13 protein-coding genes are annotated in these 14,132 nt (G+C 33.3%); 11 read left to right on the top strand and 2 right to left on the bottom strand.

Annotated elements, in window-relative coordinates; all coding sequences use genetic code 11:
* Nucleotides 1-22: 22 nt before the first annotated feature.
* Complete coding sequence (locus tag AC4FQ3_RS20815; RefSeq protein ID WP_491183137.1) at nt 23-751, bottom strand: biotin--[acetyl-CoA-carboxylase] ligase; 729 nt, start codon at nt 749-751, stop codon at nt 23-25.
* A gap of 94 nt (nt 752-845) precedes the next feature.
* On the opposite strand from AC4FQ3_RS20815, the gene rsfS reads away from it, so the two are divergent.
* The 7 genes from rsfS to AC4FQ3_RS20780 all read left to right on the top strand — a co-directional run bounded on the left by rsfS (nt 846) and on the right by AC4FQ3_RS20780 (nt 6,472).
* Nucleotides 846-1,217: a ribosome silencing factor gene (gene rsfS / locus AC4FQ3_RS20810; protein ID WP_042564267.1), complete on the top strand. Its 372-nt coding sequence runs from the start codon at nt 846-848 to the stop codon at nt 1,215-1,217.
* 15 nt (nt 1,218-1,232) lie between these two features.
* Nucleotides 1,233-3,158, top strand: a complete 1,926-nt coding sequence (ftsH, locus tag AC4FQ3_RS20805) for an ATP-dependent zinc metalloprotease FtsH (protein ID WP_073393649.1) — start codon at nt 1,233-1,235, stop codon at nt 3,156-3,158.
* Nucleotides 3,159-3,273: 115 nt separating this feature from the next.
* Nucleotides 3,274-3,879 carry a lactate utilization protein B/C gene (locus tag AC4FQ3_RS20800; RefSeq protein ID WP_042564265.1) on the top strand — a complete coding sequence of 202 codons (606 nt, stop codon included), beginning with the start codon at nt 3,274-3,276 and terminating at the stop codon, nt 3,877-3,879.
* A gap of 1 nt (nt 3,880) precedes the next feature.
* Nucleotides 3,881-4,768 carry a phosphatidate cytidylyltransferase gene (locus AC4FQ3_RS20795; protein WP_302095481.1) on the top strand — a complete coding sequence of 296 codons (888 nt, stop codon included), beginning with the start codon at nt 3,881-3,883 and terminating at the stop codon, nt 4,766-4,768.
* Nucleotides 4,758-5,411, top strand: coding sequence for a phosphatidylserine decarboxylase family protein (locus AC4FQ3_RS20790; protein WP_491183136.1), 654 nt, complete (start codon nt 4,758-4,760; stop codon nt 5,409-5,411). Before AC4FQ3_RS20795 ends, AC4FQ3_RS20790 begins: the two co-directional genes overlap by 11 nt.
* Nucleotides 5,412-5,681 (top strand): acyl-CoA-binding protein, encoded by a 270-nt coding sequence (locus AC4FQ3_RS20785; RefSeq protein WP_491183135.1) that lies wholly within the window; start codon nt 5,412-5,414, stop codon nt 5,679-5,681.
* Nucleotides 5,682-5,689: 8 nt separating this feature from the next.
* Complete coding sequence (locus AC4FQ3_RS20780) at nt 5,690-6,472, top strand: superoxide dismutase (protein ID WP_042564261.1); 783 nt, start codon at nt 5,690-5,692, stop codon at nt 6,470-6,472.
* 76 nt (nt 6,473-6,548) lie between these two features.
* Here AC4FQ3_RS20780 and AC4FQ3_RS20775 read toward each other — a convergent pair whose 3' ends face one another.
* Nucleotides 6,549-8,420: an alpha-amylase family glycosyl hydrolase gene (locus tag AC4FQ3_RS20775; RefSeq protein ID WP_491183134.1), complete on the bottom strand. Its 1,872-nt coding sequence runs from the start codon at nt 8,418-8,420 to the stop codon at nt 6,549-6,551.
* A 386-nt stretch (nt 8,421-8,806) separates the two neighbouring features.
* Here AC4FQ3_RS20775 and AC4FQ3_RS20770 point away from each other — a divergent pair, with 386 nt between their 5' ends.
* The 4 genes from AC4FQ3_RS20770 to AC4FQ3_RS20755 all read left to right on the top strand — a co-directional run bounded on the left by AC4FQ3_RS20770 (nt 8,807) and on the right by AC4FQ3_RS20755 (nt 14,107).
* Nucleotides 8,807-10,489: an OstA-like protein gene (locus tag AC4FQ3_RS20770; protein ID WP_491183133.1), complete on the top strand. Its 1,683-nt coding sequence runs from the start codon at nt 8,807-8,809 to the stop codon at nt 10,487-10,489.
* 83 nt (nt 10,490-10,572) lie between these two features.
* A complete protein-coding gene (locus tag AC4FQ3_RS20765; RefSeq protein ID WP_491183132.1) occupies nt 10,573-11,769 on the top strand; it encodes an aspartate aminotransferase family protein in 1,197 nt (398 codons plus the stop codon).
* Between the two features lie 191 nt (nt 11,770-11,960).
* Entirely contained in the window at nt 11,961-13,358 is a 1,398-nt protein-coding gene (locus tag AC4FQ3_RS20760) for a tetratricopeptide repeat protein (protein WP_042564257.1), read from the top strand.
* Nucleotides 13,358-14,107 carry a shikimate dehydrogenase family protein gene (locus tag AC4FQ3_RS20755; RefSeq protein WP_042564256.1) on the top strand — a complete coding sequence of 250 codons (750 nt, stop codon included), beginning with the start codon at nt 13,358-13,360 and terminating at the stop codon, nt 14,105-14,107. Before AC4FQ3_RS20760 ends, AC4FQ3_RS20755 begins: the two co-directional genes overlap by 1 nt.
* Nucleotides 14,108-14,132: the final 25 nt, after the last annotated feature.

Below are 14,132 nucleotides of genomic sequence, written 5' to 3'. Positions count from 1 at the left end.
AGCATCTCAGAACCTTAGTAACTTAGTATAGCATTTGAACTTCCTTTATATCGAATTCCGAAACAGAATCATCTTCTAATAAAATTTGTATCTTTCCGATAGAAGAAACGCCCTGAATAATTCCCATAAAATTTTGCCCTGATGGGTTTTTAAAAGGCATTGGAATTCCTTTTTTAAATAAAGTATTGAAGTATTGTTTCCAAAAATTGGTTGAATTGGTTTCCCATAATCCTATTTTCTCTTGTATTTTGTCGATGATTAAAGCAGGAAGAATATCTTTATCAAATGTGTTTCCGGTAATTACTGCCAATGAAGACGCATGTGGCAATTCGGTGAAGTTGGTTTGATTTACATTTAAGCCTAATCCAACTACTGACACGATTCTGCCATCACTTTTGAGGGTATTTTCAATAAGTATGCCACCAATTTTTTTATTGTATGACATTATGTCGTTAGGCCATTTTATACATAAATTAGGAATATCAAAAGATTTTAAAGTTTCGATTACGGCTAATGAAACTACAATGCTCAGATTAAAAACCTGTTCATTATTATATAGAAAATCCTTTACCAAGGCACTCATAATTAAGTTTTTACCTGATTCAGACTGCCATTTCGAACCCATCTGCCCCTTGCCTTTTGTCTGATTTTCAGCCGTTACGACGGTAAAATTATCAAGCTCGTCCTGACTTGCTAAAGCTTTTAGGAAATCGTTTGTAGAATCTATGGCATCGAGTTTGATTAGTTTCATTAAAATAATTTATTTATACTTAATTTAATATTTTGTTAAGGTTCAAAATTAATCACAAAAATTGGTAACTTTACAAAATCATATAAAATAATTCATGGCGAAAAAGACTATTAATAATGATGTTCTATTGGCGAACATAATCAAAGGGATTGAAGAAGTAAAGGGAAATGATATCGATATTCTTGACTTAAGAGAGATAGACACGGCTGTTTGTGACTATTTTGTTATCTGCAACGGTAACTCTAACACTCAGGTTAACGCCATTGTAAATTCAATTCAAAAAACAGTATCAAAAGACTTAAAAGATAAACCGTGGCACGTAGAAGGAACCGATAACGCGGAATGGGTTCTTATGGATTATGTGCACATCGTCGTACATGTTTTCCAGAAACACATTCGTGAATATTACAATATCGAAAGCCTTTGGGGTGACGCCAAAATAACTACAATCGAAAACAAATACTAAAGAAAATTTCTTCTAATGGCTAAAGATAATAATCCAAATCCGAGTAAATTTAAAATAAGTCCCTGGTTAATATATACTGCAATACTTCTAGTTTTTTTATTTATAAGTTTTGCAACCGGTGGATCTAACTTAAGCGAACCTGCTCAATTAACCTCTTCTAAATTCAATGTATTATTGGAAAAAGGACAAATTGAAAAAGTAATCGTTTATAATAAAGCTGAAGCTGAAGTATACTTAAATGCTGCAGCTCTTAAAGATGCTGCCAATAAAAAAGTAGCTAAAGATATTTTTGACAGACCAAATAAAGGCCCTCATTATACTTTAGAAATTGGTAACGATCAAATTTTTCAAACAAAACTAGAAAAAGCAGTTGGCGAAGGCAAACTGAAAGATTTTAACTTCCTTCAAAAAAATAACTGGAGCGATATTTTAATCAGCTTACTTCCTATCATCATCATTATTGGTGTATGGATTTTCATTATGCGTAAAATGTCAGGCGGTGCTGGTGGCGGTGGCGGACAAATTTTCAATATTGGAAAATCAAAAGCAAAGTTGTTTGACGAAAAAACTGATATCAAAACTACATTTAAAGATGTAGCTGGTTTAGAAGGTGCAAAAGAGGAAATACAAGAAATTGTAGAATTCCTTAAAAACCCTGAAAAATATACCAATCTTGGAGGTAAAATTCCGAAAGGGGCCTTACTTGTAGGACCTCCGGGAACTGGTAAAACTTTGCTTGCAAAAGCGGTTGCCGGTGAAGCTCAGGTTCCATTCTTCTCATTATCAGGTTCTGATTTTGTTGAGATGTTCGTGGGTGTTGGTGCTTCACGTGTTCGTGATTTGTTTAAACAAGCTAAAGAAAAATCTCCTGCTATTATTTTCATCGACGAGATCGATGCTGTTGGTAGAGCAAGAGGAAAAAGCAATATGTCAGGCGGAAATGACGAAAGAGAAAATACTTTGAACCAGTTATTAACAGAAATGGATGGTTTTGGTACAAACTCAAACGTAATTGTTTTGGCTGCGACAAACAGAGCTGATGTTCTTGATAAAGCTTTAATGCGTGCCGGTCGTTTTGACAGACAAATTTTTGTTGACTTGCCAGACATTCGCGAAAGAGCTGAAATCTTTAAAGTGCACTTAGCTCCTATCAAAAAAGTTGAAGGTCTTGATCTTGATTTCTTAGCAAAACAAACTCCGGGATTCTCTGGTGCTGATATTGCAAATGTATGTAACGAAGCTGCCTTGATTGCTGCCCGTAACAACAAAGCTGCTGTAGACAGACAAGATTTCCTAGATGCTGTTGACAGAATCATTGGCGGTCTTGAAAAGAAAAACAAAATTATTACTCCAGAAGAGAAAAGAGCAATCGCAATTCACGAAGCTGGTCATGCAACTGTAAGCTGGATGTTAGAGCATGCTGCACCACTTATCAAAGTAACTATTGTACCTCGTGGACAAAGTTTGGGAGCTGCATGGTACTTACCGGAAGAAAGACAAATCGTGAGAACAGATCAAATGTTGGACGAAATGTGTGCTACTATGGGCGGAAGAGCTGCTGAAAAGGTAACTTTTGACAGAATTTCTACGGGAGCATTAAGCGATTTAGAAAAAGTAACGCGTCAGGCTCGTGCGATGGTAACAATTTATGGTTTGAATGATAAAATCGGAAATGTTACTTATTATGATTCAAGCGGACAAAGCGAATATAATTTTTCTAAACCATATTCTGATGAAACTGCGAAAGTTATTGACAAAGAAATTTCAGAATTAATTGAAGGTCAATACCAAAGAGCAATTCAAATTTTACAGGAAAACAAAGACAAGTTAAATCAATTGGCTGACATCTTAATAGAAAAAGAAGTTATCTTTAAAGATGACTTAGAAACGATTTTCGGAAAACGTACTTTTGACAAAAATTTAGAAGAAGTAGTTTCGTAAATTATTCAGGAAATATACATTATTTATTAAAATCTTAATTCAAAATAGCCTTTTGAATTAAGATTTTTTTATCTTTGAACGTTTTCAATTAACATGTAAAGTATTTCATATAAAAATGAATTTTTTCAAAAAAATATTTGGTTCCAGCGACGCCGCTTCTGATGAAGAAAACGAAAGTGAATATGCAGGCTCTCCCGTTCAGGATAGTCATTTGTCTATAGATGAAAGATTCATTTTTAATTTCAAGAAAAATGGCGGTAAATTTTTGTATTGTGAAAACAAACAGGAAGTAGCTGAACAGTTTGAAAATATCCTTGAAGAAAATGATTGGTTTGAAAAAGAAGTTTTATGTTATGAACCTGCTTTATTTAGCTTATTAGAAGAAAATAAATTATCATATCTTTCTCCTTCAAATCCAAAATTTTTATTTGCAACCTGCGAAAATTTAATTGCTGACGAAGGATCTATTTTATTTTCATCAAAACAAATCAAACAAAACAAACCAAACGAACTACCTCCAAACATTGTAATTGTGGCCACAACAAGCCAGATGCTGCCAATGAAAAGCGACGGACTAAGCGCTATTAAACGCAAATACGAAAGAGACTATCCTACCAATATCACCACCATAAAATATTTCGAAAAAGCAAAAGAAGAAGATTTTACACAATACGGAAGTGTTGCCAAGAATCTGTATTTATTGCTTTTAGAGGACCTTTAAGATGAATGAAACACTCAAGAGAACCATTTCTGGTGCTGTTTATATCGCTTTACTTTTAACTTCAATTCTGTTTTCTACAGAGAGCTTTATCATTCTTTTTGGTATATTTCTGGTCATAGCAACTTATGAATTTTGTAATTTAGTAAAAATCAACAAGTACTTTGCTATACTATTTGTTTCGCTTTTTTATTCAATTGTATCTTTAATCAGTTTTTATAGAACTGAAACTGAAGGTTACATCAGTAAAATTTTAAAAGAAAGCACCCTTCTTACCGTTAATACAGATAAATTATTCACTGTATTACTCATTATTACATTAATTATTTCTATAAAATGTATCGTGTTTCTGTTTGATGACACTCAGATCATAAGTAAAGTATCAAAATACATTTATTTAGTTGGATACATCATGTTACCATTTCTTTTTATAGTCAAAATTTCTTTTGGAATTGCAGCTTATAATCCAAAAATCATAATTGGCTTATTTATCTTAATCTGGACCAATGACACTTTTGCTTATTTGGTTGGTAAGTCTATTGGAAAACATAAATTATTCGAACGTATTTCTCCTAAAAAAACCATTGAAGGTTTCTTTGGAGGAGTTGTTTTTGCGGCTTTTGCAGGTTTTTTAATTTCTAAATTTTATATTCAGCCTACTCCTGAGTTTAGCAATAAATCTATTTTAATTTGGATGATAATTGCCCTCATTGTTAGTGTTTTTGGGACAATAGGAGATTTGATTGAATCAAAATTTAAGAGAATTGCTGGCGTAAAAGACAGCGGTTCGATAATGCCGGGACACGGAGGTGTTTTAGATCGATTAGATAGTGTTATATTTGTAGCACCAGTTATATATTTATTTTACCAAATTTTATATTATGTTTCATAAAGAGGGAGGCCCATCCATTTTATTAGGTACTGTTTTTGCAGTTGCTGTGCTTTTAATTGCTGACAAATTCATTGATATTACCTGGCTAAGAATGCTGGTACAAATTGCCGGCGTAGTAGTTTTGATTATCATTTTGCAATTTTTTAGAAATCCTAAAAGAATCGCAATCAGAAACAACGATCACATTCTTGCTCCGGTAGACGGGAAAGTTGTGGTAATTGAAGAAGTTTACGAAGGTGAATTTTTTAAAGACAAACGTTTACAGGTTTCTATCTTTATGTCGCCTATAAATGTGCACGTTACGCGTTATGCTATGGACGGTATTATTAAATTTAGCAAATACCATCCGGGAAAATTTTTAGTAGCATGGCATCCAAAAGCAAGCGAAGAAAATGAAAGAACAACGGTTGTAATTGAAAATGAAACTTTTGGACAAATATTATACAGACAAATTGCAGGTGCTTTGGCGCGTAGAATTGTAAACTACGCTCAGGAAGGAATGCAGGTTGTTCAGGGTACTGATGCCGGATTTATTAAATTTGGTTCTAGAGTAGATTTATTTTTACCTTTAGGTACAGAAATTAATGTAGAGTTGAACCAAAAAGCAATTGGAGGCAAAACTATTATCGCTACAAAAGCATAAATGACTCAAAAAGAATTAGATACTCGCTTTTTAGAGGCTGTAGAAACTGCTTTAAAAATGACTCAGGCCTCGCTGCCGCAAGATGTGCAGCTAAGGCTTTATGCGTATTACAAACAGGCAACTTTTGGAACCGCAGTATACAATCAATCTGAAAATTTTGATTTGCGCGATGCGTTCAAAACAAATGCATGGATGCAAATTAGTCATATTTCGATTGATGAAGCAAAAGAAAATTATATTGCAATAATTAATTCTCTAACATCAAAATAATTTCTATCATGAAGAAAATCATCACCTGTTTGACAATTTCGGCTTCATTTTTAATATTATTTTCTTGTAACGACAATAATAAGCTAACTGAAGTTGTTGAAGTACCTTTGCCAACAAAGGAGGAAAAAATAACCATTGGTTCTCCAGACGAAGTAAAAGCAGAGCCTGGTTCTTTTGGACTGCTCAAATTACCTTTTTCTTACGATGCACTGGCTCCCGAAATTCGTTCTCTTACTTTAGAAACGCATTATTCGAAACATTATGTATCGTACACAAATAATCTGAATAAAGAGATTGTGTCTACGGAGTTTGAAAATATGCCAATTGAGGATATTTTAAAAAAGTTAGATCTTAATAATGCTAAGCTTCGTCAAAATGCAGGTGGGTATTACAACCACACGATGTATTTTAATCTTTTAACACCTAAGGAACAAACGCCTCAGGATACTTTAGCAGGATCTATTAATAAGGAATTTGGTTCTTTTAATAATCTTACTAATCAGTTTAAAGGTCAGGCTACAAAACAATTTGGTTCTGGCTGGGTTTGGCTGGTAGTTGATAAACTAGGCAAACTTCAGGTAACTACTACTGAAAATCAAGACAATCCGTTGATGCGAAATGCTTTGGTTCCGGGAACTCCAATTTTAGGGATTGACTTATGGGAACATGCTTACTATCTTGACTATCAAAATAGAAAAGGAAGTTATATTGATGCTTTTTACAAACATATCAATTGGGAAAAAGTAAACGAAAACTACATTGAAGCTTTAAAGAAAGTTCGAAAAGTATAAAACAAAAGCTGATACAAATTAAGTATCAGCTTTTTTGTTTTAATATTTAAAGTTATCGACTTGTCTTGAAACAAATCTATTTTAACTCGTAGATAAAAGATTCTGAAGGGTTAATTTTAATTTTTACTATTCCTTCTCCATTTGTTACTTCTAACTGAATAGAACTCTTTTGATACAATTGATCTGTTAGCTGATATTTTCCATCTTTTAAACTCCATTTTAAAATAATATCTGCTGGAATCTTCAAATCAAATTCGCTTGTTTTTTCAGATGAAAAATTGGCAACTATTATTAGTTTTTGATTTTGTGACCAACGAACATAAGAATAAATCAATTCATCATAACCCATATTATTCTGGCGATTTGCAGATTGAATTTCCTGAAAACTCCCCATTAAAGCTGAACTGTTAATCGAAAAATTCAATAATCGCTTGTAAAAATCACGTAAGTTTTTTTCTGATTCAGAAAGTTGCCCTCCATCAAATTTTCCTTCATTCATCCAGCGTTGATGATTTGGAACTCCGATATAATCAAAAATTGAAGTTCGGGAACGCGTACCGAAACCTGCATTTTCATTTCCGGCCTCTCCTACTTCCTGCCCAAAATACACCATTGTTGGCGATGTGCTGATTGTTGTTGAAACCACCATCAAAGGTTTTCCTCTTTCGGGTGTTCCTGCAAATTCAGGACTTGCCAAACGTTGTTCGTCATGATTATCCAAAAAATGCAACATATGATGCTCAATATCCGACATTCCTTTTTGAATATCCGATAATCCATCTGGCGACGATTTCCCTCTAATTATATCTTTTAGTTTGTCATAAGTCTCTACTTTATCATACAAATAATCCATTTTCCCTAAACGAATGTAATTGCGATATTCATTTGGATTATAAACTTCTGCCAATAAAAAAGCATCAGGATTTTTCATTTTGATAGCCGAATTCATATAACTCCAAAATTCGTACGGGACCATTTCGGCCATATCATAACGAAAACCATCGATACCTTTTGCTGTCCAATACAAAGCGATAGATTTGAATTTTTTCCACGAATCCGGAACGTCTTTTTCCTGCCAAAAAGCAAAATGTTCTTGATATGATTTTTGATCAAATCCCGAAGGAAGTTCAGGGAAATCTTTTGAACCATCCGGACGAATTCCGTAATTTACTTTTACGGTTTCGTACCAATCATTTTGATCCGGTTTTACCTTTCGGGATCCGTTTCCTGTCCATTTAGCAGGGTTTTCATCAAAGAAACCGTCAACCATTGGATTTTTTTCTCCGTTTAAAGGAATATCTCCATCCGGGATTTCAAAATGATTTTTCGGTATATAATAAAAATTATTATCGCGACTATATTCTACATTTATATTATCATCAGAACCAAAATCTTTAACTCCTTCGGGATTGTTTTTCCCTTCGTATTTTCGGGCAATATGATTGGGAACAATGTCTATTATTACTTTTAAACCTGCTTTGTGTGTGCGAGCTATTAAAGCCTCAAATTCCTGCAATCTATTTGCCGGATTTACAGCCAAATCAGGATTTACATTATAATAATCTTTTACCGCGTACGGTGATCCTGCACGGCCTTTAACTACTTCGGGATCGTCATTTGAAATTCCGTAAGCTGTATAATCCTTAACCAAAGCATGATGTGGAACTCCGGTATACCAAATATAAGTAACACCTAAATCTTTAATTTCATGAAGCGCTTTGTCTGTAAAATCATTAAACTTTCCTACTCCATTTTCTTCAATTGTTCCCCAAGGTTTGTTGTTTGTATTTTTATTTCCAAATAAACGTGTAAAAACCTGATATACTACAATTTTTCTATTTGCAGTATTTTCTTCATTTGCTGTATTCATTCTAAAATCGTTTGTTTTGCATGCCGAAAACAGCATCGTTACAGCCATTCCTACAACCAAAATTCTTTTATTTATCATAATCGTTTATAAACGTTTCTGAATTTAAATTTAAAGATAAATCAATAAGCAGAAACCATTTTTTAAATTTAAGCTAATTTTTAAAACTCAAAAGAAACTGATTTCGATTTATAATCATAAAATCAAACTACAACGAAATAGTTTTAAATTTTGTTGGTAACTTAAAAGAGGTTCATAGGTACAAAGGTTTTTCTTGATCTTCTTTGGGTTAGACGCACTGCTGTGCGTCTCTACGCTATATATTGTCTATAAATTAGATTCTGTTAGAAGATACTACTTTGCATCTTTGCCACTATGAACCTCTGAACCTGATAAAAAATATAAATTAATCCTAATATCCTCAAAGGTTGTAACCTTTTTCATAAATTTGACAAAAATTTAATCAATTGAAGAAATTACTCTTTTTCATATCTTATTGTTTGCTGTTTTTAAGTGTTCAAAGTATTTTTGCGCAGGCACCTAAAAAAATTATTGTCGAAAATGCTGATTATTCCGATGTCAATCAGGAATTAATGCCGGATGCGCTTTTACTAACCGGAAATGTAAAAGTAAATCATGATGGTGTTGTACTAACTTGCAATAAAGCTTATTTTTTTCAAAAAGAAAACTATCTAAAAGCCTTTGGTAATGTACAATTGGTGCAGGGAGATACTTTATTTCTTAATAGTAAATACGCCGAATATAACGGAAATTTCAAAAAAGCTTTCGCCACAGGAGATGCTGTTATGAGTTCTCCGGACGCTACTTTGCAAACAGATACCATTAATTTTGACCGAAATGTTCAGGAAGTTTTTTATAACTCAAAAGGAACAATTGTAAATAAAGACAATACTTTGGTAAGTAAATCAGGTCGTTATTATGTTGCTCAAAAGAAATTTCAGTTTTTGACCGAAGTGACAATTACGAATCCAAAATATGTTATCAAATCAAATCATTTAGATTATTATAGCAATTCAGGCCATAGTTATTTACTTGGTCCGTCGACAATTACAAGTAAAGCCAATTATATTTATACCGAAAAAGGATTTTACGATACGAAGAAAAACATAGCCCATTTTGTTCGAAACTCGTACATAAAATATGATGACAGGCGCATAGAAGGCGATAGTTTATTTTATAATCGAAATACCGAATTTGCTTCGGCAACACGAAATGTAAAAATCACGGATTCGATCAATAAAGGAATTGTAAAAGGCCATTATGCAGAATTATACAAACTAAAGGATTCCATGTTTGTAACAAAAAGAGCTGTTGCAATTAACTTAGTTGAAAATGATTCGGTTTACATTCATGGAAAAAAACTAATGGTTACAGGAAAAGAAGGCGAACGTATTTTGAGAGCTTATAATAATGTTCGTTTTTACAAAACTGATATGAGCGGAAAATGTGATTCGATTCATTCTAATTCTAAAACGGCTTTGACAAAACTAATTGGAAATCCGATTTTATGGAATGGCGAAAATCAAATTACCGGAGATATCATGCATTTAATTGGTGATAATAACACCAAAAAACTGGATTCGCTAAAAGTTCTCAACAATACATTTCTGGTCTCGCGGGACACGCTCAGCACCGGTTTTAATCAGGTAAAAGGACTTAATTTATTTGGAAAATTCAAAGAAGGAAAACTGCATGATGTTGACGTCATCAAAAATACCGAAGTCATTTATTATATGCGAAATGACGCGAATGAACTCATCGGAATTAATAAAAATGTAAGCAGTAAAATCAATCTTATTTTAGAGAATAATGCGGTTGAAACCATTACTTTTTTCAATAAAGTAGATGGTGATATTTATCCCGAAGCTGATTTACCCGAAAATGCCCGTAAATTAAGAGGTTTGGTCTGGCGCGGAGATGAGAGGATAAAATCGAAAGATGATATTTTTACGGCCGAAGAAAATGAAATGAATGATAAATTAATTCAGGAAGGAAAAGACGAAAACGCAAAAGAAAATGTCCCGATGAAAGTCAGGAAAGAAACACTTGATTACGGTAAAAAGAAACCCGCTGTAAAAACAAATACAGCTAAAGCGGATACGACAAAAACTGCCAAAGCAAAGAAGTAGTTTTCAGTCGCAGTTTTCAGTTTTCTATCCAAAACTAAAAAACTTAGAATCTTAGTAGCTTAGCAACTTAGAACCTCAAAAAAATGAATCCAGATTTTATAAAATACCAGGCACAAACTTCTCCTTATCCGTTAGGAATGGAAGTTTCACATGCCATTGGCTCTTATATTTACGATACTAACGATAAAAAATATTTAGATTTTGTTGCCGGCGTTTCTGCCTGTACATTAGGGCATCAGCATCCGAGGGTAAATCAGGCTATAAAAGATCAGTTAGACAAATATTCGCATGTAATGGTTTATGGCGAATACTCTCAAAGTCCGGCCGTTCAGTATTGCAAGTTACTTGCTTCACTCCTGCCGGAATCTTTAAATAAAACATATTTGGTTAATTCAGGCACAGAAGCAATTGAAGGCGCCCTTAAATTAGCCAAAAGAACAACAGGTCGTAGTCAGCTTATTTCATGTCATAATGCATATCACGGCAACACAATGGGCTCTATGAGCGTTATGGGATTTGAAGAACGCAAACAAGCCTTTCGACCATTGCTTCCTGACGTTGATTTTATTACCTTTAACAACGAAGAAGATTTACAAAAAATAACAACCAGAACTGCAGCAATTCTACTTGAAACAATTCAGGGCGGTGCGGGGTTTATTCAGCCTCACGATAACTTTTTACAGAAAGTCCGTAAACGTTGTGATGAAGTTGGTGCCATGATGATTGTAGATGAAATTCAACCTGGTTTTGGCAGAACGGGAAAACTATTTGGTTTTCAAAATTACGATGTTGTTCCGGATATTGTTGTTATGGGTAAAGGTATGGGTGGCGGAATGCCTGTAGGAGCTTTTACAGCTTCAGCAGAAAAAATGGACCTTTTGACAGAAAATCCTAAATTAGGGCATATAACAACCTTTGGGGGTCATCCTGTCATTGCGTCAGCTTGTTTAGCTACTTTGCAGGAATTAACTGAAACTAATTTAATGCAGGAAGCATTAGATAAGGAAAAACTGTTCAGATCGCTTTTGGTACATCCTTTGATAAAGGAAGTTAGAGGAAAAGGATTAATGCTTGCCGCAATGACCGAAACAGCCGAAATAACCAATGAAGTTATTTTAAGCTGTCAGGACAAAGGTCTTATTTTATTCTGGTTACTATTTGAAGGATGCGCTATACGAATAACGCCTCCGTTAACCATTTCTGAAGAAGAAATAAAAGAAGGCTGCGCCATAATTTTAGAAGTTATGGATCAAATCATTAAAAGACAACAAAAAGCTTAATTAAAGCTTTACATTAAAAAGAAGAATAATAACGAATAATCTTTTACATTTCAGAAGATTATGATTAAAAACAGAATGTGAATTCTGTCCATATTGTTAATTAAATTGTTCAAAACAATTAATTTCTATTCCGCACAACAATAATATGGTTGCCTAAATTTATAACAGGCTAATTTCAAATAAAACAAAGTATGCAATTAAGCAACGAAGAAGAAGATTATAACCTATCCCTATCCAAATTTGAGTCGATGTTAAAAACTAACAAAGTACTCTTTTTTGATTCTGAAGAATTTGAAGAAATTATTCTTCATTATTTAGATATAGGTAAGGCTAATTTAGCAAAAAAGGCCTTAAAACTTGCATTAGACCAACACCCAAAATCTACAGGCTTAAAATTAGTACAAGTAGAAATGCTGGTTTATGACGACAAACTTGAAATCGCTGAAAAGCTATTAAATGAGTTGTATGCAATTGAACCAAACAACGAGGAAATTTACATTCAGAAAGCCAATATCTGTTCTAAAAGAGATCAACACGAAAAAGCTGTAGAATTGCTTAAAATTGCCTTGCAATATACTGACGACTACGCTGACGTGTATAACCTGATTGGAATGGAATATCTTTTCATGGATAATCTCGAGATGGCAAAAGACAGTTTCATCAAATGTCTTGAAGAAGATTTAGAAGATCAATCTGCCTTATACAATGTAGTTTACTGTTTTGAATTTTTAGATCAAAATCAGGAAGCTATTCTTTATCTTAACGACTATATCAACAAAAATCCATATAGCGAAATCGCCTGGCATCAACTTGGACGTTTGCATTATGGGGTAAAAGAATACGAAAACGCCATTCGTGCTTTTGATTATGCAACACTTATCGACGATGAGTTTTTAGGTGCTTTTATGGAAAAAGCAAAAGCTTACGAACGTCTTAAAAAATACAACGAAGCAATTGAAAGCTACAACCGCACCATCGAATTAGACGATGCGACTTCGTATGCATTATTGCGAATTGGTAAATGTTATGAAAAACTTGGAAATTCTGTAAAAGCGCTTCAATATTACAATCAAACAGTACATGAAGATCCGCTTTTAGACAAAGGCTGGATTGCGATTACTGATTTTCATGTTCGCCAGAAAAACTTTCAAAAAGCATTATTTTTTGTCAATAAGGCATTAGCTATCGACAATCAAAATCGTTTGTACTGGAAACGTTATGCAACGATCAACAAACAAATGAACTTTTTTGAAGAAGCAGAATTTGGGTACAGAAAAGCGGTAGAATTTGGTGATTATGCATTAGACACCTGGTTATTCTGGGTTGATATTTTACAATTTTTAGGAGAATTTGAAAGCGCAATTCAAACTTTATTGCAGGCTACAGAATATTTTCCTGAAGAAAACGAAATAGAATATCGTTTAGCCGGATTGTACTTTATGATTCAGGACAACACAAAAGCAAAATTCCATTTAAGCAACGGGTTACGTTTAAACTTTGATAATTATATTTTAATTGAAGATTTATTTCCGGTTGTCTGGGCAAAAAAAATGGTTAGAAATTATATTGAGAAACATAGAAAACAATAATGGTTGATATTTTAAAAAGACGTTTTGGCTTATTAGGGCGTAATATTAGTTACTCATTTTCAAAAGGATATTTTACTGAAAAGTTTAATGATGAAGTTTTTTTAGGCAATAGCTATGAAAATTTTGATATTTCTGAAATCAATCATTTCAGCGGATTAATCAAAAACAATCCTGATTTAAATGGTTTAAATGTAACAATTCCTTACAAAGAACAAGTTATTCCGTTTTTAGATAAATTATCAAAAAAAGCAGCCTTAATTGGGGCTGTTAACACCATTAAATTCACCAAAAAAGGAAAACTAAAAGGATACAATACAGACTATTATGGCTTTAAAAAGTCTTTAAAGCCCTTATTAGAACCACATCATAAAAAAGCGCTTATTCTGGGTACAGGGGGCGCATCAAAAGGTGTTGCCTTTGCTCTTGACGAACTTAATATTCCTTATACTTTTGTTTCCAGAGAAGCAAAAGAAAATATTATTGATTACGATTTGATAAATGCAACTACATTTGATAATTTTCAAATCATAATCAACTGTACTCCAGTAGGAACAAGTCCGAATATTGAAGCTTGTCCTAATCTTCCGTATGAGTTTTTTACAGATAAACACATCGCTTACGATTTAATTTATAATCCTGCCGAAACGCAATTTTTAAAAAATGCTAAAGAAAAAGGAGCAATAATTAAAAACGGTTATGATATGCTTATTTTTCAGGCTGAAAAAGCATGGAAAATATGGAATAAATAAAAAACAGCAGAGGATAAAATATTAA

The sequence above is a fragment of the Flavobacterium sp. AK-345 genome (assembly GCF_058310175.1).
Note: the sequence above shows the minus strand (reverse complement) of the source record. Positions and strands in the feature narration are given on the sequence as shown.